Genomic DNA, 21,189 nt, shown 5'->3' on the forward strand with positions numbered 1-21,189 from the left:
CCCGCCGGTTCCCGCGTTTGACCGGTCCCACGTCCAGAAGTTGCCGCATGCTGTCGATCCCGGCTCCCTTGCGCAGCGCGTGGTCGCCGATCACGGCTGCCTGCTCCAGTGGCAGGATACGGGCGCAGTCCAGGACGGTCCGTTCAATGCCGGTGGTCAGAATCTCTTTGCCACCCATGCTCCACAGCGTTGTCACATCTACGGGTTGCAGGTCCATCCGGTGGGTGCGGACGTCCGTGCCGGCACTATTCGTCGAGTTGGCGTAGTCCGTGGTGACGTGGATCATGGGCCCGGCATCCCAGACGTGACACTCGTGCAGCCTGGCGGCACTGATATGGCTGTAGCGGCAGGCCCCGCCGGTGGACAGGAAGTGCGCCTGGATCCGCAGGGCGTCCCTGGTCCACGGCTCCGCTCTCTTCCAGTCAGCGTTCCGGACGTAAGCTCCGCGTCGAAGGCGCAGGATGGTTCCGGGGCGGACTGCCGCCGTCAGGACCCGCTCGTCCAGCCCTGCCGCGTCCAACTGTTGCGTGGAGGCAACGGGGAAGGCCGGCCAGCGCACATCCAGGAGCACACGGATTTTGTCGCCATTCATGGTCCAAGGTTCTCGGACGAGTGCTGGCCCGGGTAGATCGCAGCCACGTTATGTGGACAACCCCGGCAGCAATACCCGCATCCGCTTCTTCCGGCATCCTGCGCTGCCTCCCCGCTTGCCACCCGCCGCTTGAACGGCCCTGCCCCGCAGGAACGGTGCTGCCCCGCACCGCTTTTGCGGGGCAGGGCCGCCCGTGTTCGGCAGGGCGGCGATTGGGGCCTGGCTTAGCTGTCCAGGAATGCGAGGCACTGTACGGCGGCCTTGCTGAACGCCGCCTGCGCAGCGGGTCCAAGCGGTTTGGATTCGTCAAAGAGTTCAGGCACGACGGCGGAACTGCGGCCGGTGCCGGCCCGCGCCCACGTGCCGATCACCTCTCCCCCTGCCACGACGGTCTTCTTGAACACTCCGTTGCCGCCCGGGACGATCTTGTTGGCGTGCTCAGGGGCCAGCACAAGGCTCCGGTCCATGTAGCCCAGCACAAACTCGTCGAAGCCCGGCAAGAGGAGGACGGACCGCTGCCCGGGCACACCGTCGTCGAGCATTGATGCAGTCTCCGGTGACATCCAGTAGTGGACGCCCGCGAACTCCAGCTCCACCAGTTGGCCGCTGACCAGCTCAAACGCCGCCCGCACGTCGGTCAGGGGAATCTGCGTCCACCAGGCGAAGTCGCGGACCGTGGCAGGGCCGTGGCTGCGGAAGTAGCGCAGCATGAACTCGGCGATCGCTTCCTGACGCTCAAGGCCCCGCGAAACCTGGATCCAGTCATCGAACGCCACCAGCAGCTGCTGGTTCCCGGCCAATGGCCCTTGAACCAGCCAGGCGTGCCGGCACAGCGTCCCCAGGATATGGATCCCCCGCTGGCCGGTGGTGGGCTGCCCGGCCGCCTCAAACACCTCGAAGAGTTCGGTCCGGCTCACGGGACCGCCGGCCGCAATCCGCTCCAAGGCAACGTCGCGGCACTTCTCGATGTCCGCCCAGGTGATGTCCAGTTCCCGGTGCCGGCCGGCAATGATGCGGCTAAGACGCTCGGTGGTGAGGTCCAGCATCCAGCGCAGATCCCCGGGAGCCACCAGGTGCAGGGTGCCGCGCATCGGCCAGGACCGGACCACCCTTCCGCTGTCCAGCGCGGCGCGCACTTCAGTCAAACCTGCGCCCGGAACGCGGAGGCCGATGGCCCAGAGCGCGGCCTGCAGGTCCTGAGCCTGCGTGGCCGTCATCCAGCGGACCGCGCCCTCTACGGAGCCGAGTCCGGGGCCAAGCAGTCCTTGAGAGGCCAGGCGTAACCTGCCCAGCACCTTGGGGCTTACGCGGTTCACTGCCATGTCCTCATCGTAGGACCTGGCCCGATAGGGTGTAAGCATGACTTTGGGGAGTTTGTGGCAATTGTTCGCGCGCGGAACACAGGCATGGCTGGTGGCAGGGACCGTATCGGTCCTGGCCGGCGTGGCCATCGGGCTGGCCCCGGCCATTGGTTTCCAGCCCCTGGGATTCCCGGGAGGCGGCGGCGAGGCACCCCTGGAACTCCTCTTGCCTTCCCTGTTCCTGTCGCTGGGCGGAGGGTACGTCGTGCTTTTTCCCGGTATCCGGGTGGGCCGCGGCAAGGTCCGCATTGTCCGTGACTGGAAGCTCTATCCCGTCAGCGGCCGGCTGCTCTGGATCCTCGCCCATGCCACCGCCGTGATCGGTTTGGTGGTCTGCATTCTTGCAGCCGCGACCCACCCGGCGGTTCCGGGCCTTATGGTCTGGCTGTTTATGGGGCCATATTTGGCGCTGACCGGTTGGGCCGCCGCCCTGCTGGGCATGGCCACGAACGTCCGGCTGATCGGCACCGTTGACGGGCGCCTGGCGCCGGTCACGCAAGCAGGCTGATGCCTTCAACGGGCTGAACGCTAGAGCGTCAGGCCGATGAGCAACGGTTCCGGGTGGAGTTCAATGCCAAAGCGTTCGACGACGCCGGCACGCACCTCGCGCGCGATGGCCAGCATGTCCTTCGCGCTGGCGGAGCCGCGGTTGGTGATGGCCAGCGTGTGTTTTGTGGACAGTGACGCCCGCCCGCCGGAGGCGCTGCCCTCCTCCAGGCCATAGCCCTTGCCGAATCCGGCCTGGTCGATCAGCCAAGCTGCGGACAGCTTCACCAGCCCGTCCGCCCCCGCGGGGTACTGCGGTGCGGACTCCGGCAGCGTTGCCGCCACGTCCACGGGCACAACCGGGTTGGTGAAGAAGGAGCCGGTGGAATACGTGTCCCGGTCGGCCGGGTCCAGCACCATGCCCTTGGAACCCCGCAACCGCAGGACCTCCCGGCGGACATCGTTGGAGTACGCCCGTTTGCCTGCTTCAACGCCCAGGGAGCGGGTCAGTTCGGCGTAGCGGATAGGCGCGCTCATCCGGCCCAGCGGCAGCTGGAATTCCACGGTCAGCACGATGTAGCGGGGTGAGCCCTCGACGGTGGTCTGTTTCAGGATGGAATCGCGGTAGCCGAACTTCAGCTCGGAGTTGGTGAACGTCTGGACCGCGTTCCGGGTCCGGTCCCAGGTGCGGACCGCCGCGATGGTCTGGGACACGTCAGAGCCGTAGGCCCCGACGTTCTGCACGGGCGTGGCGCCCGTGGCCCCCGGGATGCCGGAAAGTGCTTCAATGCCGGACCACGCATGCAGCACGGCGTGCTCCACCAGGGCATCCCAATTGTGGCCGGCCTGGACCACTACGGCCACGCCGCCGCAGGAGTCCTCGGCGTTGACGGTGAACCCTTCCGAGGCGATCCTGATCACGGTGCCGGGGAACCCGTCGTCGGAAATCAAGAGGTTGGAGCCACCGCCGATAATGAGGACCTGCTCCCCCGCGACGTCCGCCGCGCGGACGGCGTCGATGATCTCCGCTTCGGTGCTGGCCTCAACATATTTGCCGGCGGGGCCCCCGACGGCGGCCGTGGTCAGGGCAGAAAGCATTGTCTGGGTCACCAAACCAGCGTAACAAGACCAAACCGAATCAAACGCCATCAAACTGAGCTAGGGAATCTTCCGGGCCACCGGTGAGAGCAGGAACGTGGCTACCAGCATCACCATCACGCCCAGCAGCGAGTGCAGGATGCCTACGTGTTCAGCCAGCAGTCCCAACAGCGGCGGCCCGCACAGGAACGCGCCGTAGCCGATGGTGGAGACCACGGAGACGCGGGCCGCAGCCTTGGCGGGATCGTCGGCGGCGGCGGACATGCCCACCGGGAAGCCCAGCGAGGCGCCGAGTCCCCAGATGGCCAGTGCCACAAAGGCGAGCCAGGGAACGGGGGCAAACACAAACAGTCCGAGTCCGGACACTGCCAGCGCGGCGCACCAGCGCATCACCGGAACGCGGCCGAAACGGTCCAGGACCACAGTGCCGGCGAACCGTCCGATGGTCATGAAGGTCACGAAGAGCCCGTAACCGGCGGCTCCGGCGGCGTCGGTCTGGCCGTGCCCGTCGGCGAGGGCCAGTGCCACCCAGTCCCCTGCTGCACCTTCGGCCAAGGCAAGCCCCAGGACCATGACTCCGAGAAGCAGGGTGCGCCGGTCGCGCCAGGCCTCCGCGATTTTGCGCTTGTTGTCCAGCGGGACACCGGCACTGTCAGCGGGCGCCCCGGCGGTGACAATGGGGATCGGGCCGGTGAACGGGTCCTCGAAGTTGTCCGGTACATAGGTCCGTTCCCCCGCGACGGGGGTGACATCCGCACGGAACCAGGCTGCCGCCGTCGTCACCGAGACGGCAACCACGACGCCGGCCGCGGCCAGGTGCCAAAACACCGGGACGGAGGCGGCTGCGGCCCACGCGCCAAGGCCTGCACCTGCGACGGTGCCGAGGCTGAACGCGCCATGGAGCCTGGGCATGATGTGCCGGCCAACCGCGCGTTCCACCGAGGCGCCCTCGACGTTGGAGGCGGTACTCCAGCTGGCGGAACCCAATCCGATGACGGCGAGACCTACGGCCACCGCGCCCGGGGTGGCCAGCACCGACGTGCCAAATCCGGTGATGGCCATGCCGCAGCCCACCATGATGGCGCCGGCGCGGATGGTCCGTTTGGAACCCAGGCGGAGCACGATCAGCCCCGACGCGGACACCGAGATGAACGATCCCAGCGTCATACACAGCAGCAGCAAACCGACAGTGCCGGGGGTCAGGTCCAGCCCGTCGCGGATCGCCGGAAGCCGGGACACCCAGGACGCGAAGGCCAGTCCGCTGCCGGCGTAGGCAACCACCACGGCATTGCGCCAGGCAGTGACCTCGGCCGAGGCAGTTGTGTTGACGGTCAAAGGATCATGAAAGCCTGACGACAGCCTGGGCCTTCATCAGCACTTTCTGGCCGGCAGCAACCACGGTGAGGTCAACGCGGGCGGTGCCGGCATCGGCGTCGAGCTTTCCAATGGCGCCGCTGACCTCGATGGTGGCTCCGGCGTCCGTGGTTCCGGTGGTGTCCGTGACCAGGACCGGCTTGGTGAAACGGGTCTGGAAGTCGACGACGGCGGCGGGGTCGCCTGCCCAGTCGGTCACCAGCTGCACTGCGGCACCCATGGTGAACATGCCGTGGGCGATGACGCCGGGCAGTTCCACGCCGGTGGCGAAGGCTTCGTTCCAATGGATGGGGTTGAAGTCGCCGGAGGCGCCGGCGTACTTGACCAGGTCGGTGCGGGTGACCTCGATGGTGCGGCTGCCGATATCCTGCCCGGCGCTGAGTTCGTGGAAGCTGGGGCTCATGGTTACTGTCCCTCTCCGCGGACGAGGATGGATGACGTGGTGGTGGCGACTGCCTCGCGCGACCCGTTGCCGCCGTCGGTCAGGGCAAAAATTTCCTGGCGGGTGGTGATCATGGCCCCGCCGCCCATGGCACGGACACCGTCAACGTGCAGTTCGGCAACCAGGCGGTCGCCGGCAAAGATGGGGCGGTGGTGGATGAAGCGCTGGTCGGCGTGGACCACGCGGGAGAAGTCGATGCCGGCATCCGGGTCCTCGATCAGCTGGGCATCGGCGCGCTGGGCGATGATGATGGCGAACGTGGGTGGTGCCACCAGGTCTTTGTGCCCCAGGGCCTTGGCGGCCTCGACGTCGAAGTGGGCTGGGTGCGTGGCCTTGACGGCGCGGGCGAACTCGCGGATCTTCTCGCGGCCGACGTCGTAAACCTCTGCGGCAGGGTAGCTGCGGCCCTGCAGGTCCGGATTGATAGTCATGGCCTCCAGCCTATCGGTCTGCCCCGGGACACCCGGAATTCCGGCTACTTGCGGAGGTTCTTCCGGATGGTCTGGCCGCGCACCACGATCCCGGCGATGTGCAGGAGGAGGCCGAGACCGATCAGCGGCAGGGAAGCCGTGGCCAGGCCCTGGTTTCCGGACGTGTTGCCGATCAGGTTCAGGATGATCCCGACGCCGATGAGGCCCATGGCGCCGAAGACCAGGACTTTGTACGAGGTGGGCGCTGACTCCCAGAATTCTTTGAGCACCGTGACAGTCTACCGAGCACGTTCAGAACAGCGATTCCTGCACGGCCGGGACCTCCGAGGCGAAGCCCCCCAGGACGATGGTCCGGGCAGCCAGCCGGCCAAGGTTCACCACAAACGCCGCGTCCGTTCCGGCCAGGCTGGCGAGGGCGTTTGTCCCGCTCAGCGCGGTGATTCCGAAGCCGTGCTTTCCCTGCTCCAACGGATGCGGGTAGGCGTGGCGCGGCGTTGGGGCACAGAGCCCTGCCGCCTGCGCCGGCCGCACCCAGAGTTCGTCCACAATGCTGAAACCTTCTGCGCTGCAACCTTCTGGGCTGAAACCGTCGACGGCGGCCTGGCCCAGCAGCGTGCGGACCGCGGCCGCGTGCCGCTCATTGATGCCGTCCAGGGCGGCCGCTGGCAATGGCCCCGCCAGCGCCTCGGCTTTGGCGGCGGAGCGGACCTGCTGCGCCAGCCCGGCCTCGCGCGTCACCATGTCCTCAAGGATCCGCACCACCCGGCCGTCCTCCGCCCTGGCAACGTACCGTGCCACCACCGCTCCCTGTTCCGCGAGCCGGTTCCATTTCCTCAGGTGGGACGCCGTGCCCACCTTGCTGGCGCCGCCGGCGAACGTGGCCACGTAGAGCCAGTGATCCTGCAGAAGATAAGTGAGCAGCCCGTCCGGAACGCGGCCACCCCGGTGGAAATCGTGGATGAGGCGGGAATCGTCCAGCACAAAGCAGCGTTCGCACTGCTTGCCCTTCACAGCGGGAGCGCTGGCCGGGCACAGGATGTGGTCGCGGCTGCTGGCTGAGTGGACCTTGTGGTGCCCCAGGCAGAACCTGCCGTGATCGGCCACCGCGAAACCGAGCCTGGCGCCCGCCTCGAGGCTGACCTCGCGGAGATCCCCGGACGGTGACTGGAGGCGCAGAGCCGGGCCGCCGCCGTCGTGCCCTACAGACTGCGCCGGGGCGCCGTCCCAAAAGACCCCGTGAACCAGATAGCGGGTATGGGTCACGGGGTCTCCAGTGCTTGGGTGTACGGGTGGCGCTACAGCGCCGGCTGCACGCCGAACGCTATGGCGAGCTTCATGATCTTTTCGGCGCGACCCAGGCGGGGCAGGTCCGAGCCGTCACGGATGACGCGGCCGTTGGCCTCGAAGTCGGCCATAAAGTCCGTGGCCCAGGCGACGTCCGACGGGGTGGGGCTGATGACCTCGTTGATGACGTTCGTCTGGTCGATGGCCAGGCACAGCTTGCCGGTCATGCCCATCATCACGGTGATGCCGGTCTGCTCGCGCAGGATGGGGTGGTTGGTGCCGACGGTGGGGCCGTCGATGGGGCCCGGGAGGTTGCCCACGCGGCTAGCGACCACCAGCTTGGCGCGCGGGTAGGCCATGGCCTCCGGGGTGGCCGCCATGCCGGTGTCGCGGCGAAAGTCGCCGGAGCCGAACGCCAGGCGGAAAGCACCCTGGGCCTTGGCGATGTTGTTGGCTTCCTCGATGCCGAGCGCCGATTCGACGAGCGGGATGACCGGCGTCTTGCCGTCCATCCGGTGGAAACTTTCGGTCACCTGGTCAGCTGATTCGGTCTTGGCGAGCATCACGCCGAGCAGGCCGGGCGTACCGCGCAGCCCTGCAAGGTCATCGGCCCAGAACGGGCTGGTGGCATCGTTGATGCGGACCCAGGCCTGGCCGCCACCGCTGAGCCAGTCAATCACGTGACCTCGCGCTTCGTCCTTTTGCGACGGGTCCACGGCATCCTCGATGTCCAGGATGATCGAGTCAGCGCGCGAAACAGCCGACTGGTCAAACAGGTCGGTTTTCATCGCGTTGACCAGAAGCCACGAACGGGCGATTTCTGCTGGGATGTTGCGCTTGGGGCGTAATGTCTCGGTGGCGGTGGGTGACGTCATGCTACTACCGTATCTGCCCGGGCACTGCCAGCGCTAAGCCATGGCGCCGGACGTGCCGAACAATACAGATACGACCGGCCAGCGCCGGTGGTCGAGCCTGTCGAGACCCAGGTTTCGACAAGCTCAATCACTGGTTTGGACAGGCTTAGTTCCCTGTGAGTTCCGCATGGAGCTTTCGGACGCGGGCGTTGATGTCGTCGCGGACGAGGCGCATGCGCTCCGTGCCTTCGATGCCCCGGGTGGAAGGTTCGTCGGTTTCCCAAATTTCGAAGCGGGTGCCTTCGCGGGCTTCGAGCTTGGCTTCGGTGCCCAGGACGATCACGACGTCGACGGCGTCAAGCACCTCGTCGGTGACGGGCTTAGGGTGTTCCCCGGTGATGTCGATGCCGAGTTCGTTCAGGGATTCCACGGCCTCGTTGTTCAGGCGGCTGCCCGGTTTAGTGCCTGCCGAGTAAACGGTGACCTCATCCCCGGCAAGGTCCCGCATGAGACCGGCCGCAAGTTGGGACTTCCCGCCGTTTTTGCTGCAGACGAACAGGATACGGGGAGTCTTGTTGCTTTCGGTCATGAGTTGATGTTTTCTTTCTGTTCTGCGGCCAGGAGTGAGCCGACGAGGGTTTTGATGCGCGCCTGGATTTCATCGCGAATGACCCGGACCGTCTCCAGGGACTGACCGGCGGGGTCGGTGAGGTCCCAGTCTTCATAGCGTTTCCCGGGGTAGATGGGGCATGAGTCACCGCAGCCCATGGTGATGACGACGTCAGATGCCCGCACGACGTCGTCCGTGAGTGGCTTCGGATAGTCCTTGCCCATGTCCAAGCCCATTTCGGACATTGCAGTCACAACGGTTGGATCCAGCTCAGCTGCCGGCATGGAGCCTGCCGACCGGACGCGGATCCTGCCCTTGGCTTCAACATTGAGCAGCGCGGCAGCCATCTGTGACCTCCCGGCGTTCTGCACGCAAACGAACAGGACCTCCGGGACCTCGGAGACCACCGACCCTTTGGATTTGGCCAGGGCGGCCAGCCGGTCGTTGGCGAAGTGTTCCGTGGTGGCAGGCAGGTAGGCGCTGATCTTCGCTGTCCGGGCCAAGGCCGTGTAGGACTCGAAGACGTAGCGTTCGACCGTCTCGACGGCGAACACCCCGGTGAAACGCTCGGCGAGGCGTTCGCTGATCCGGTGCAGGATTTCAGTATTGTCCTGCAATCCCAGCGTCGTTTTCTGGTGTTCGGTCATGGCAATACTCCCTTGGCGTGCGTCTGGAACGGTGCGTCGTGGTTGGTTGTGGTCAGTGTTACCCGGAGCGGCCGTGAGCCAGCCCGGTGGGGAATCCAACGAGGACCGGTTCCGGGGCGGCGCAACAGCCGCTCTCCGCCGATCCGTCAGTGTCTGCTGTTGAGGCCGCGGGGACGTCGCAGCTGGTGCCGGCGTCGGTGGAGCAAACCCCGGTTTCGGGCAGTTCAAGGTGGACAGTGTCCGCCGCGGCCTGGTCGCCGGAGAGTGCCGCAGCGACGGACCTGACCTGTTCGTAGCCGGTAGCTAGCAGGAAGGTCGGCGCACGGCCATAGGACTTCATGCCGACGATGTAGAAGTCCTTTTCCGGGTGGGCGAGAAGCTTGGCGCCATGCGGCTTGACCGTGCCGCAGGAATGGAATTCGGGGTCGATCAAAGGGCCCAGCTCGACGGGTGCTTCGACAGCGGGGTCAAGGTTGAGCCGGAGTTCGTGCAGGCTGACCAGGTCCGGCCGGAAGCCCGTGCAGGGGACGATGATGTCCGCTTCCAGAGTGCGTCCGTCGACGGCTTCGACGCTCACGCTGGAGTCCAGGCTCTTGAAGGCAGCGATCCCGAAGCCGGTGTGCAGTTCGATTGTTCCGGCCTCCACGAGTCGGCGGAGCCGGGCTCCGAGTTGGCCGCGGGCGGGCAGGCCGTCGGCGTCGCCGCCTCCGTAGGCCTTGTCAGCGGATGCTCCGCGCACGGCCCACAGGATGGTGGTTCCGGGTTCCTCCTTGGCGAGGTCTGCCAGATTGATCAGTGTGTTCGCGGCCGAGTGCCCGGCGCCCACGACCAGGACGCGGCGGCCCGCGAAGGAGGTGCGGTCCCGTCCTGTGACGTCCGGCAGGGGCGAGGAGATCCGGGCGGCGGCCGTGTCTTCACCGATGGCGGGCAGCCCGGAAGTTCCGAGCGGGTTGCGGGTGGACCACGTGCCGGACGCGTCAATGACGGCCGCCACGGTGTGGTCGCGGATTTCACCGCCGTCGTGTTCGACCCGGACGGTGAAAGGGGTGGCGTCACGGTCCCGGACGTGGGTTTTGTCCATGCCCTGGCGTGTAACGGCAATGACGCGTGCGCTGGTCTGGAGCCGGGAGGATATCTCCGGGGTTGCAGCCAGCGGGGCGAGGTAATTGTCGATCAGTTCCCCGCCGTAAGGCAGTGCCGTCAGGCGAGGGGTTTCCCAACCGGCGTCCTCCAGCAAACGCACGGCCGCGGCGTCGAGGTTGAACCGCCAGGGTGAGAACAGCCGGATGTGGCGCCACTGTTCGATGGCGGATGCCGCCGTCGGGCCTGCCTCGAAGATCAGCGGCTCGAGGCCGCGTTCGAGCAGGTGGGCTGCGGTAGCAAGACCGACGGGGCCGGCGCCGATGACTGCGACGGGAAGGTTCTTTACTGGATCCATGCTGTCCTCTGTTTCATCCGTTGGTGTGCGGTTCGATCGGGGTGCCTGCCGGAGCCTTGTGGGACCGGCGGGCCGGGGCGGCGCTGTTCAGCAGCAGTCCAGATCGTCCTCGTCGCAGCAGCCCGTATCGGTGCAGCAATCGGTGTCCATCCAGTTCACCCCCTCCCCTTTCCCGGTGGTCAGGCGTGGATCGGCTCTTCGACCAGTGCGGTGGCGATGCTGTCCGCATCTTCCAGCGCGGCGAGGTAGCGTTCGGCGTCGAGGGCTGCCGCGCAGCCGGTGCCGGCTGCTGTGATGGCCTGGCGATAGCGGTGGTCCACGGCGTCGCCGCAGGCGAACACGCCGGTGAGGTTCGTGACGGTGGTGGGCGAGTCGACCTTGATGTAGCCTTCGGCATCCAGGTCAACCTGTCCGGCGACGAGTTCGGTCCGCGGCAGGTGGCCGATGGCAACGAAGATCCCGGCGGCGGCCTGCTCGCGGGTCTCCCCGGTGCGTGTATCGGTGAGGGTGACGCCGGTGACTTTGGCATCACCGTGGATGGCCGTGATGGCGGAGTTCCACGCGAAGCTGATCTTGGGGTTGTCCTTGGCGCGCTGGGCCATGATCCGGGAGGCCCGGACTTCGTCCTTGCGCACAACGACGGTCACGGACTTTGCGAAGCGGGTCAGGAAGGTGGCTTCCTCCATGGCGGAGTCGCCGCCGCCCACCACGATGATGTCCTGTTCGCGGAAGAAGAAGCCGTCGCAGGTGGCGCACCAGGACACGCCGTGGCCGCTGAGCTTCTTCTCCTCCGGCAGGCCCAACTCCTTGTAAGCGGAGCCGGTGGCCAGGATGACGGCGGGTGCCTCGTGGGTCTCGCCGGATCCGGTGACCACCCGCTTGAGGTGCCCCGTCAGCGTGACTTCCATGACGTCGTCGAACACGATGCGGGCGCCAAACTTTTCGGCCTGCTCCTGCAGCCCGTCCATCAGCTCGGGGCCCTGGATACCGCCCGGGAAGCCCGGGAAGTTCTCCACCTCGGTGGTGTTCATCAGGGCGCCGCCAGCCGTGACCGAGCCGGCCAGGACCAGCGGGTTGAGTCCCGCGCGGGCGGCGTAAATGGCCGCCGTATAGCCGGCAGGGCCGGAGCCGATAATGATCAACTGATCGGTGCTCACGTTGGTCTCTCCTGGTGCTTGAAAATGCGCGGGGTGGGTTACTTGGCGGCCGGGATCAGGGACTCGATGAGTCCTTCGATGCGCGTCTTGATCTCGTCACGGATGGGGCGGACAGACTCCACGCCCTGTCCGGCCGGGTCTTCCAGGACCCAGTCCTCGTAGCGCTTGCCGGGGAAGTAGGGGCATTCGTCGCCGCAGCCCATGGTGATCACGACGTCGGACTCCTTCACGGCCTCGGTGGTGAGGACCTTGGGGATCTCTGCAGACATGTCGATGCCCAGTTCGGCCATGGCCTCGACGGCGGCCGGGTTGACCTTGTCCGCAGGCTGGGAACCGGCGGAACGCACCTCAATCCCGCCCCTGGAGAGGGTGGTCAGGAAGGCAGCGGCCATCTGGGAACGGCCGGCATTGTGGACGCAGACAAAAAGGACGGAAGGCTTCTTGGCGGTTTCGGTGCTCACGTGTTTCTCCTGGAATCAGTTGCGTGTGGATCAGTTTTGACGAGGTCGTTGTGTCCGCACCACCACGCCGGCTAGACATTGATATGCGTCGATGTATGCAGTATCGGACAATATATTGATGGTTGTCAATATTTACGGGCGTAGACTATCAGGCAGCATGCAGTCGGGGCGCGAGGCCGGAAACGCGGTGGAAGATGTCAGTGAAGGCGCCCTCGAAAGCATCCTCCGTGTTTAGGCGCAGTGGATCCGGAACAGACCAATGGATCCCTCCCAGGTTGAGGATTTCCTCGTGGGCGTTGTCGCATACGGTCACGACGAAGTCATCATCGTGCGCCACTTCATCGAGCCGGCGCGGGGGAAGGTCCGCGAGAGCAACGCCGTGGCGACTCGCGACATCAATGGCACCCAGGGCGATGCGGTCCGCCGGATGGGTGCCCGCCGAAGTCGAGGGGATGTCGCTGACCTGATTCCAGAGTGCGACGGCCAGCTGGGACCTGGCGCTGTTGCGCGTGCAGACGAAGAGGACACGGCGGGCGCCGTGTTCGCGGCCGGGGGCCAATCCCTCCAACGCCCCTGCGGCCAGCCGGATGTAGCTGCGGCGCTTGTCCGCCTCCGAACGGTGGCGTGTCGCCAGGCCCGCGACTTCCAGTGTGCGCAGGTGGTGCGACAGCAGGTTCGACGGCATCCCGAGCTCGGCCTGCAGCTCCGTAGGGGAAAGATCCCCCAGGGTCAGCAGGTCCACGATGCGCAGCCGCGCGGGATCCGCCAGGGCCGCATGCTTGGCGACCCGCGCGCGGAAAACTTCAACTGGGTCAATGTTCATTGATTCAATTTTGACTGAGTAAATATCTTGAGTCAAGCTGTTGGTATGACTTCTCAACAACCGCCGTTGTGGCGCCGCGCCTTCGCCGAACTACTCGGTTCCAGTTTGCTCGTCATGATCGTCGTTGGCTCGGGGATCATGGCACAGCAGCTCTCCCCCAGCGACATCGGCCTGCAGCTGCTGCAGAACAGCACCGCCACGGTTCTGGGTCTGACGGTGCTGATCCTCGTCTTCGGCCCGATCAGCGGCGCGCATTTCAACCCCGTGGTCTCGCTCGTGGACTGGGTCCTCGGCCGGCGCAGCGGAACCGGATTGACACTTCCGGACCTGGGCACATATGTAGTTGCCCAAACCGTCGGTGCAATCAGCGGCAGCGTGGTGGCCAACGCCATGTTCGAGGTGGGCACTTCCATCTCGGCGAAGGACCGCGCCACCACCGGGCAGCTGCTGGGCGAAGTTGTCGCCACCGCAGGGCTCGTACTGCTGATCTTCACCCTGGCGGCCACAAACCGGGGCACCCTCGCAGCTCCGGCCGTGGGCGCCTACATTGGAGCCGCCTACTGGTTTACGTCCTCAACGTCGTTCGCGAACCCCGCCGTGACGGTCGGCCGCATCTTCAGTGACACCTTCGCCGGCATCGCACCCGCTTCAGTTCCCGGCTTTGTGGTGGCGCAACTGCTCGGGGCGGCCGTGGGCTTGGGGCTCCTACTCGCCCTTTTCCCCTCCGTGGCGCGCAACGCGGACGACGTCGTTCTTCCGCACGCCACGGAAAAGACCAGCTCCTAAGACTTCGTCGACCGGTCCGACGGCGGGCAAGCCTCCGGAGCGTAGCCACTTCCGGGTCGAGCGGCGGGATTAATACATTGATGATGGTCAATATTCGGGCATAATGGGTACATGAACTTGCTGCCCGTAATCGATCAGGCCACGGATGACGCCTGCTGCATCCCGGCAGGTCCGCCCGCATTGGGGGCCGAGGAGGCGAAGCAGAAAGCCCTGGTCTTCAAGGCGCTGGCCGATCCGAACCGGCTGCGGCTGCTTTCCATCGTCAAGGCCGAATCCTCGGGCGAGTCCTGCGTGTGCGACCTGACCGACCCCCTGGACCTGGGCCAGCCAACGGTTTCCCACCACCTGAAAATTTTGGTGGAGGCAGGGCTGCTGCACCGCGAAAAGCGTGGCACGTGGGCCTACTACTCTCTCGTCCCCGGAGCCCTCGACGACGCCGCCGGCATCCTGGCCAATTTATGACCTACCCGGTGGCCTTGCAGAACATGGAGCAGTCCGACTGGCCGGCCATCCGACGGATTTACCAGCAAGGTATCGACACCGGGCAGGCCACCTTCGAAACCCAAGCCCCTGACTGGGACTCCTTCGACCAGTCCAAGCTCCCCGGCCACCGCCATGTCGCAGTATCCAGCGAAGGTGAGGTCCTCGGCTGGGCCGCGGTTTCGCCCGCCTCCTCCCGGCCGGCCTATGCAGGAGTAGCGGAACACTCCATCTTCACCATCGTCGGGCGCAGAAACCGCATCGCCCGAATGCCACACGGCCCTCGCGCCGGCCAGTGGCGGGACACCCTCCTGATCGAGCGCCGCTCCCCCGCCATCTGAACGGAGGACGAAAGCCAGCCAAAGGCCGCCATGCGCAGGCAATGCCATGATGGCCTGAATCTCCGCTTTGAGTACACGATTGCGTGAATACACACTTGGATGTACTTTGGCTATATGGAAACCCTCGTACACGCCCCAGTGCTGGCCCGGTTCGGCTACGCGGTCTCCGACCCTACCCGGGCCCGGATTCTGCTGGCATTGGAGGATGCGCCCGGATACCCGTCGGACCTGGCCGATTCGTTGGGTGTCTCACGGCAGAGCATGTCCAATCACCTGACATGCCTGCGGGGCTGCGGCCTGGTGGTGGCTGTCCCGGACGGCCGGCGGACCCGGTACGAGCTCGCCGACGCCCGGTTGGGCCACGCGATAAGAGATCTGCTGGGTGTCGTGCTGGCCGTGGATCCTGCCTGCTGTGCCCCAGACGGGACGTGCTTGGTGTGACCACCACAATTCAAAGTGCGCCTACGGTCAGCCGCCGCGTTGTCCTGAGCCGCCGCATCCGCCTGTTCGCGGCCGCGACGATCACCTACAACGTCGTTGAGGCCGTCGTCGCGCTATGGGCGGGCAACCTGGCCGACTCCTCGGCCCTCGTGGGCTTCGGACTTGATTCGGTGATCGAGGTCGCTTCCGCGGTCGCGCTGTCCTGGCAGTTTTCCGCGACGGACCCCGAACGGCGCGAGCACATCACCCTTCGGATCATCGCGATGTCCTTCTTTGCCCTTGCATTGTTCGTCTCCGTGGACTCGGTCAGGGCCCTATCCGGAGGCGGCCAGGCACAGCATTCCACTCCGGGCATCGTGATCGCTGCCCTGAGTCTGGCCATCATGCCTGTCCTGTCCTGGCTTCAACGCCGCGCGGGCCGTGAACTTGGCTCCCGCACGGCGGTCGCAGATTCGAAACAGACCCTGCTGTGCACATATCTATCCGCAGTTCTTTTGGTGGGCCTGGTTCTCAACAGCACACTGGGATGGTGGTGGGCAGACGCCGGCGCGGCGCTGGTCATCGCCGGGATCGCCACTCGCGAAGGCCTCAACGCCTGGAAAGGGGACGTCTGCTGCGCCGTCCCCGAGCCGGGCACCCGCAGCAAGAAAGTCACCGGTCCGGCCGATTTGGGCGAACCGGCACCTCTGAACGCGGTTGTTGTGCAAAGTGATACTTCCGGCTGCTGTGAGGGCTGCGGAACCAGTTCTGAACCGCCTACCAGCCGCTCCGAACCCGCTGGGCAGGGCCATGCCTAGAGCCTGCCCGCCTGCAGCGACCGGAATAGGATCGGCCACAGACGACACAAACCCTGATCAGCACTACCGCGATAGGCGAACCGGAGAACGACAACGTGAGAATAGAACTCCTCCACATCGATGACTGCCCGAACATGGCCCCTGCACTCAAGCAGGTGGAAGCCGCCTTGGTCGCTTTGGGGCGCCAAGACATCCGCGTCCGTTTGCGGCACATCAAGACTCCGGCAGATACGCTCGGGACGGCTTTTGCCGGTTCGCCGACGATCACGGCAGACGGGGCCGACATCTTCCCCGACAGGGCGCCGGCCAGCGACCTCGCATGCCGGATCTACCCCACGCCAGATGGTCTTGCCGGCGTTCCAACCGTCGATCAGATGACGGAAGCTCTGACGAACCATGGCCTCTGACACTTACCATCAGTGTTCCTGCTGTGGCCGGACAATGAAGCGCGAGAAGCTCCATGCCCTCGGTGCCGAACCCGCCTACATTTGCCGGAGATGCGGGCTCCGGGTCGCCTTGCGCCCTCGCCCTAAGGCCAAGCCACATACTTGACATCGTCCCACGTCGAAGCGAGAGGCGCCGACGGTGTCGCTGTCCGGCGCTCCCTGGAAAGGCCCGCTCCTAGGACTTCATCTCAGGGGAGGGTGCCGCCCCGCGCCGCAATCCACAGTCCGTACCAGTCGGCCCGGGTCATGGCCTCCGCCACGCGGGCGGCGTCCGCGCAGGCGGCGATTCTCGCCGGATTCACGGTCCCGATCACGGGCGCAATGCCGGCCGGATGCTTCATCAGCCACCCCAGGAGGACGGCCTCCCCCGTGGTGCCGTACTGACTCGCAAGCTCCGCAACCATCGCGGCCGCGGCAGTCTCCGCCGCCGTCGGGTTTTCCGGAGCTGCCCCCGTGTACAACCCCTGCGCCAGCGCACCGTAAGCCTGCACGGTAACGCCGTTTTCGCTGCAGTACTCCAGGGTCCCGTGCGGGAAGCTGTAGTCCAGCGACTCCGGATGGTTCACCAGGACCTGGCTTTCCAGCCAGGCCCGCTTCAGCAGGCTCATCTCCAGCTGGTTGGCCACCACGGGCACCTCCAGCCGCTCCTGCAACGCCTTGATCTGCGCGCCGGACATGTTGGACACCCCAAGCGCCCGAACCTTGCCGTCGGCCAGGAGTTGCCCGACGGCGGCCGCCACCTCCGCCAGGTCCGTCAGGGGATCCGGGCGGTGCAGCAGGAGGACGTCCACGTAGTCCGTCTGCAGCCTCTTCAGGCTGCCGTCCACGCGTTCCAGGATGGATTCCCGGCTGAGGTCATAGTGTGTGGCCAGCCCGCGTTCGCGGAGCCGGATGCCGCACTTGGTCTGCAGCCGGATCCGGTCACGCAGGCCGGGCGTTGCCGCGAGGACCTCGCCGAACACCGACTCGGACTTGCCGCCGCGGTAGATGTCCGCGTGATCGAACAGCGTAATGCCGGCGTCCAGCGCGGCCTCGACGGCGGCGGCGGCCTCGTCCACATGCTGCACCTGATGCGGTTCGTCGGTCCAGCTGCCGCCCAGGCCCATGCAGCCGTATATGAGTTCCTGCGCGGGGGATGGAACGGTGTGTTGGGTCATTGCTTCACTCTTTCATGAGCCGTGGCCGACGCACAGGTGGCGGGACCCGGCCGGGTCCCGCCACCTGTCGATCTTGGGTTATGTCAGCGCAGCCAGACGGTGCTGTTGGCGCCCAGTTTGCCGTCCACCAGCGGTGCGCTGCTGACCAGGACGGTCCCTGCCGGCAGGTCGACGGCGGTGTCCCCGAAGTTGGTAACGGACTGCCAGCTACCGGGGCGGCGGAAGTGCAGGACCTCCGGGTTGCCGGTCTCCACCCACTCCAGCTCCTCGCCGGCCTGCAGTTCGCGGCGCAGCTTCAGGGCCGTGCGGTACAGCTCCAGGGTGGAGTTTTCGGTGCCGTCCTGCGCCTCCACCGCATACTTGCTGAACCAGTCCGGCTGCGGCAGGTGCGCACCGCCGTCGCCAAAGCCGAAGGAGGTCCCTTCAACCTTCCAGGGCAGTGGCACCCGGCAGCCGTCACGGCCCACCTCAACGCCCCTGTTCCGGAAGAACGCGGGATCCTGGCGCTCGGAGTCCGGAATCTCCGCCACTTCCTGCAGGCCCAGTTCCTCGCCCTGGTACAGGTAGGCCGAGCCGGGCACAGCGAGCATCAGCAGGGTGGCGGCGCGGGCACGTCGCTCGCCAAGGTCCACGTCGAGTTCCTCCTTGGGGCCGCCGGCCAGCAGCCAGCCCTTCCCGTCCTGGCCCTTGGCGTGCTTCTTGCCCTTGGACGCCTTGGGCAGGCCATAGCGCGTGGCATGCCGGACGACGTCGTGGTTGGAGAAAACCCAGGTGGAGGACGCGCCGGTCGCGGCGGCTTCGGCGAGGTTGCGGGTGATGATTTTGCGGAAATCCTCGGCATCGAAGTCGGCCTGCAGCAGGTCGAAGTTGAAGGCCTGGCCCAGGCCCTCCGGGCTGGCGTAGCGGGCACGGCGGGTAGCGTGCACCCACGCTTCGGCGACGGCGGTGCGGGGCGGGTTGTATTCGTTGAAGACTTCGCGCCATTCGAGGTAGATGTCGTGGACGTCGTCCCGGTCCCAGAAGGGGTGCGAACCGTCGTCGAACCCGTCCGTCCCCGAGTTGGCCTCGGTCAGCTCCAGCTTGGAGAGCAGCGGCTCGGTGAGATCCTTGGTGAGGGCATGTGCCACGTCCACGCGGAAGCCGTCGACGCCGCGGTCGGACCAGAAGCGCAGGGTCTTGAGGAAGTCATCGCGGACCTCCCGGCTGGACCAGTTCAGGTCCGGCTGCTCCTTGGCAAAGATGTGCATGTACCACTGGCCGGGGGTGCCGTCCGGCTCGGTGATGCGTTCCCAAGCCGGTCCGCCGAAGACGGAGTCCCAGTCCGACGGCGGGAATTCCCCGTTGGGTCCTTTGCCGTCACGGAAGATGTATCGCTCACGGGCGGCGGAACCCTTCGGCGCGGCGAGCGCCTCCTGGAACCATTCGTGCCGGTTCGAGGAGTGGTTGGGGACGATGTCGGCGATCAGCTTGATGCCGGCGGCGTGCAGCGCTTTGGCCATCTCGTCGAAGTCCGCCAGCGTGCCCAACTTGGGGTCCACGTCGCGGTAGTCGTCCACATCGTAGCCGCCGTCGGCCAGGGCCGACGGGTAGAACGGGCTGAGCCAAACGGCGTCGATCCCCAGTACCTTCAGGTACGGGACCTTGGCCGTGATACCCTTGATGTCACCCATGCCGTCACCGTTTGAATCGGCGAAGCTGCGCGGATAGATCTGGTAGACCGCGGCCTGGCGCCACCAGTTGGGATCGGCCAGACGGTCGGAATCGGACAGGGTTGCCAGCGTGGCAGTGGTGGACAAAGGATGATCCTTTTCTCTTGTTGGGGTTGTTCTTGCTGGGTGGATAAGTCTGGCTATTTAACGGCCCCGCGCATGACTCCGGACAGTACCCAACGTTGGGCCAGGATGTAAACCACCAGTGTGGGTGCCATGGCCGTCAGGTAGGACGCGAACGCGAGGCTGTAGTTGGTGTTGAACTCGCCCTGGAACAGCATTTGGACCACGGGGAGGGTCTGCAGGGCCGGGTCGGCGATCATCATCTGCGGCAGCAGGAAGTCGTTCCACGAACCCAGGAAGGCGAAGATGCCTACTGTGGCGTTCATGGGAGCCAGCAGCGGGAAGATGATCTTGCGGAACACCTGCCAGGTGGTGGCGCCGTCCATCCGGGCCGATTCCTCCAGCTCCACCGGGATGGAGCGGACGAACGCGATGTACAGCAGCGCGTTGAACGAGATTCCGCCCAGCACGTGCAGGAAGACGACGCCGGCCGGGTTGTCCAGGCCGAGCAATGCCGTCTGCTTGATCAGCGGAAGGATGATCACCGGGAACGGAATGAACATCGCGGACAGAAGGTACACAAAGGCGCCGCGGAAGAATCGGTGGTTCCAGTTCCGCGCGATGGCGTAGGCAACCAGCGAGCTGCAGGCCAGTGAGCCCAGGACGCTGAAGACGGTGACGAATGCCGTGGACATAAAGGCCCGGGGGAAGTTCGTGGCCACGTAGGCGGCTGCGAAGTTCTCCCAGTTCAGCGGGTTCGGCCAGGCAAGCCCGGTCCCGGTGCCGATCTGGTCCGGTGTTTTCAGCGCCATGGCCACGGTGAAGTACAGCGGCAGCAGGACAGTCAGCGAGGCCACCAGCATCAGGGCGGTGAGCCACCAGTTGATCTTGAAGCCTTCGCGGCCGGAGACTCGTTTTGTGAGGACGCGGGCGCTGCGCTGTGGAAGTTGTGATGCGGTCATTAGAGAGATACCCCCCGGCGCTGGATGAGGCGCAGCTGGATGACGGAGATCAGCAAAGTGATCAGGAAGTAGATGACCGCATTGGCCATCTGGTAGGAATAGTCGCCACCCGTGAAGCCGGAGAAGATGCGCATGGCCACTGACTGCGTCGCCATGCCAGGTCCGCCGCCGGTGAGGCCCACGATGATCTCGTAGGTCCCCAGGAATCCCTTGAACCCGAGGATCACGTTGATGACGAGATAACCGAGGATGAGTGGCAGCGTAAGGCTAAGGAACTGCCGGAAACTGCCGGCACCGTCCACGTCCGCGGCTTCGTAGACCTCCGCTGGCACGCTCTGGAGCCCGGCGAGGTAGATGATGGTGGCTCCGGGCGCGGCCTGCCACACGGTGACCAGCACAATGGCCAGCCAGGCGAGGTTTTCGTTGGCCAGGATGCTGGTGGCAAGCGGCGTTAAGCCGAACCGTTCAGCGAGCACCGGCAGGGTGTTGGAGAACAGGTAGTTGAAGACAAACGACACCACCAGGGCTGAGAGCACCATGGGGATGAAGAACACGGTCCGGATGCCGGTTCGCCACTTGATTTTCGCATTCAGTCCAAGGGCGATCGCCAGGGCCACGATATTGACCACCACGGTGGTGGTCAGGGCAAAGACGAACGTGAAGATGTAGGACTGCAGGATTGCCGGGTCCCTGAAGATGTTGACGTAGTTGGACAGGCCGATGAACTTCCAGTCACCGTAGCCTGCGTAGTTGGTAAGGCTGAAGAACACACCAACCAGCGCTGGCAGGGTGATGAAGAAGGCGAAGAGTGCGAGGACCGGCACCACCATCCAGTAGTACGTGGGGTCGATCCGTCGTGGGGACCGTCGCACGTTGGTCTCGGCCGGGCCCTCCGGGCTGGGGCCGGCCTTCGCCACGGTGGACGTCGTTGTCATGGGGACTCCTGGAA

25 protein-coding genes are annotated in these 21,189 nt (G+C 65.8%); 7 read left to right on the plus strand and 18 right to left on the minus strand.

Features of this window, described 5'->3' with window-relative positions; genetic code table 11:
- Nucleotides 1-816: 816 nt before the first annotated feature.
- Nucleotides 817-1,914: a winged helix DNA-binding domain-containing protein gene (locus tag ACX80X_RS10030; protein WP_459311910.1), complete on the minus strand. Its 1,098-nt coding sequence runs from the start codon at nt 1,912-1,914 to the stop codon at nt 817-819.
- A gap of 37 nt (nt 1,915-1,951) precedes the next feature.
- Here ACX80X_RS10030 and ACX80X_RS10035 point away from each other — a divergent pair, with 37 nt between their 5' ends.
- Nucleotides 1,952-2,461, plus strand: coding sequence for a hypothetical protein (locus tag ACX80X_RS10035; protein ID WP_252608557.1), 510 nt, complete (start codon nt 1,952-1,954; stop codon nt 2,459-2,461).
- A 20-nt stretch (nt 2,462-2,481) separates the two neighbouring features.
- On the opposite strand, the gene ACX80X_RS10040 is transcribed toward ACX80X_RS10035, so the two are convergent.
- From ACX80X_RS10040 to ACX80X_RS10100, 13 genes are all read right to left on the minus strand, one after another.
- Nucleotides 2,482-3,549, minus strand: coding sequence for a UDP-N-acetylmuramate dehydrogenase (locus tag ACX80X_RS10040; protein WP_252598436.1), 1,068 nt, complete (start codon nt 3,547-3,549; stop codon nt 2,482-2,484).
- 48 nt (nt 3,550-3,597) lie between these two features.
- Nucleotides 3,598-4,872 (minus strand): MFS transporter, encoded by a 1,275-nt coding sequence (locus ACX80X_RS10045; RefSeq protein WP_252598438.1) that lies wholly within the window; start codon nt 4,870-4,872, stop codon nt 3,598-3,600.
- Between the two features lie 4 nt (nt 4,873-4,876).
- A complete protein-coding gene (locus tag ACX80X_RS10050) occupies nt 4,877-5,314 on the minus strand; it encodes a MaoC family dehydratase (protein WP_058931677.1) in 438 nt (145 codons plus the stop codon).
- Nucleotides 5,315-5,316: 2 nt separating this feature from the next.
- A complete protein-coding gene (locus ACX80X_RS10055; RefSeq protein WP_141141246.1) occupies nt 5,317-5,784 on the minus strand; it encodes an FAS1-like dehydratase domain-containing protein in 468 nt (155 codons plus the stop codon).
- A 44-nt stretch (nt 5,785-5,828) separates the two neighbouring features.
- A complete protein-coding gene (locus tag ACX80X_RS10060) occupies nt 5,829-6,053 on the minus strand; it encodes a DUF3188 domain-containing protein (RefSeq protein WP_252598440.1) in 225 nt (74 codons plus the stop codon).
- 22 nt (nt 6,054-6,075) lie between these two features.
- Nucleotides 6,076-7,047, minus strand: a complete 972-nt coding sequence (locus tag ACX80X_RS10065; protein ID WP_459311894.1) for a DUF2797 domain-containing protein — start codon at nt 7,045-7,047, stop codon at nt 6,076-6,078.
- A gap of 32 nt (nt 7,048-7,079) precedes the next feature.
- Nucleotides 7,080-7,943, minus strand: a complete 864-nt coding sequence (locus tag ACX80X_RS10070; RefSeq protein ID WP_252598443.1) for an HpcH/HpaI aldolase/citrate lyase family protein — start codon at nt 7,941-7,943, stop codon at nt 7,080-7,082.
- A gap of 145 nt (nt 7,944-8,088) precedes the next feature.
- Nucleotides 8,089-8,511: an arsenate-mycothiol transferase ArsC gene (locus ACX80X_RS10075; protein WP_459311896.1), complete on the minus strand. Its 423-nt coding sequence runs from the start codon at nt 8,509-8,511 to the stop codon at nt 8,089-8,091.
- A complete protein-coding gene (locus ACX80X_RS10080; RefSeq protein WP_252569619.1) occupies nt 8,508-9,179 on the minus strand; it encodes an arsenate reductase ArsC in 672 nt (223 codons plus the stop codon). Before ACX80X_RS10080 ends, ACX80X_RS10075 begins: the two co-directional genes overlap by 4 nt.
- 58 nt (nt 9,180-9,237) lie before the next feature.
- Nucleotides 9,238-10,617 (minus strand): FAD-dependent oxidoreductase, encoded by a 1,380-nt coding sequence (locus ACX80X_RS10085; protein WP_252613899.1) that lies wholly within the window; start codon nt 10,615-10,617, stop codon nt 9,238-9,240.
- A 179-nt stretch (nt 10,618-10,796) separates the two neighbouring features.
- Nucleotides 10,797-11,774, minus strand: coding sequence for a thioredoxin-disulfide reductase (trxB, locus tag ACX80X_RS10090; RefSeq protein ID WP_252569624.1), 978 nt, complete (start codon nt 11,772-11,774; stop codon nt 10,797-10,799).
- A gap of 38 nt (nt 11,775-11,812) precedes the next feature.
- The gene (locus tag ACX80X_RS10095; RefSeq protein WP_252569627.1) at nt 11,813-12,235 is read right to left on the minus strand and encodes an arsenate reductase ArsC; all 423 of its coding nucleotides are present in this window, start codon (nt 12,233-12,235) and stop codon (nt 11,813-11,815) included.
- A gap of 148 nt (nt 12,236-12,383) precedes the next feature.
- Nucleotides 12,384-13,058, minus strand: a complete 675-nt coding sequence (locus ACX80X_RS10100; protein WP_252598448.1) for an arsenate reductase/protein-tyrosine-phosphatase family protein — start codon at nt 13,056-13,058, stop codon at nt 12,384-12,386.
- Between the two features lie 45 nt (nt 13,059-13,103).
- Here ACX80X_RS10100 and ACX80X_RS10105 point away from each other — a divergent pair, with 45 nt between their 5' ends.
- The 6 genes from ACX80X_RS10105 to ACX80X_RS10130 all read left to right on the plus strand — a co-directional run bounded on the left by ACX80X_RS10105 (nt 13,104) and on the right by ACX80X_RS10130 (nt 16,310).
- A complete protein-coding gene (locus ACX80X_RS10105; RefSeq protein ID WP_252598449.1) occupies nt 13,104-13,844 on the plus strand; it encodes an aquaporin in 741 nt (246 codons plus the stop codon).
- Nucleotides 13,845-13,955: 111 nt separating this feature from the next.
- Complete coding sequence (locus tag ACX80X_RS10110; RefSeq protein WP_252576205.1) at nt 13,956-14,306, plus strand: ArsR/SmtB family transcription factor; 351 nt, start codon at nt 13,956-13,958, stop codon at nt 14,304-14,306.
- Nucleotides 14,303-14,665, plus strand: a complete 363-nt coding sequence (locus ACX80X_RS10115; RefSeq protein ID WP_252598451.1) for a GNAT family N-acetyltransferase — start codon at nt 14,303-14,305, stop codon at nt 14,663-14,665. The genes ACX80X_RS10110 and ACX80X_RS10115 overlap by 4 nt, the downstream gene beginning before the upstream one ends.
- 114 nt (nt 14,666-14,779) lie before the next feature.
- Complete coding sequence (locus ACX80X_RS10120) at nt 14,780-15,106, plus strand: ArsR/SmtB family transcription factor (RefSeq protein WP_252613894.1); 327 nt, start codon at nt 14,780-14,782, stop codon at nt 15,104-15,106.
- Nucleotides 15,103-15,903, plus strand: a complete 801-nt coding sequence (locus ACX80X_RS10125) for a cation diffusion facilitator family transporter (protein WP_374209904.1) — start codon at nt 15,103-15,105, stop codon at nt 15,901-15,903. The genes ACX80X_RS10120 and ACX80X_RS10125 overlap by 4 nt, the downstream gene beginning before the upstream one ends.
- A gap of 95 nt (nt 15,904-15,998) precedes the next feature.
- Nucleotides 15,999-16,310 carry a thioredoxin family protein gene (locus tag ACX80X_RS10130; protein WP_252598457.1) on the plus strand — a complete coding sequence of 104 codons (312 nt, stop codon included), beginning with the start codon at nt 15,999-16,001 and terminating at the stop codon, nt 16,308-16,310.
- A 227-nt stretch (nt 16,311-16,537) separates the two neighbouring features.
- On the opposite strand, the gene ACX80X_RS10135 is transcribed toward ACX80X_RS10130, so the two are convergent.
- The 4 genes from ACX80X_RS10135 to ACX80X_RS10150 form a co-directional block, all read right to left on the minus strand.
- Nucleotides 16,538-17,506, minus strand: a complete 969-nt coding sequence (locus ACX80X_RS10135; RefSeq protein ID WP_459311899.1) for an aldo/keto reductase — start codon at nt 17,504-17,506, stop codon at nt 16,538-16,540.
- Nucleotides 17,507-17,589: 83 nt separating this feature from the next.
- Nucleotides 17,590-19,302, minus strand: a complete 1,713-nt coding sequence (locus ACX80X_RS10140; RefSeq protein WP_252613890.1) for a glycoside hydrolase family 13 protein — start codon at nt 19,300-19,302, stop codon at nt 17,590-17,592.
- A 53-nt stretch (nt 19,303-19,355) separates the two neighbouring features.
- On the minus strand, nt 19,356-20,240 hold the full coding sequence (locus tag ACX80X_RS10145; protein ID WP_459311901.1) for a carbohydrate ABC transporter permease: 885 nt from the start codon (nt 20,238-20,240) through the stop codon (nt 19,356-19,358).
- Entirely contained in the window at nt 20,240-21,175 is a 936-nt protein-coding gene (locus ACX80X_RS10150) for a carbohydrate ABC transporter permease (RefSeq protein WP_305884346.1), read from the minus strand. The genes ACX80X_RS10145 and ACX80X_RS10150 overlap by 1 nt, the downstream gene beginning before the upstream one ends.
- Between the last annotated feature and the right edge of the window lie 14 nt (nt 21,176-21,189).

The organism is Pseudarthrobacter sp. MDT3-1, from assembly GCF_054510755.1.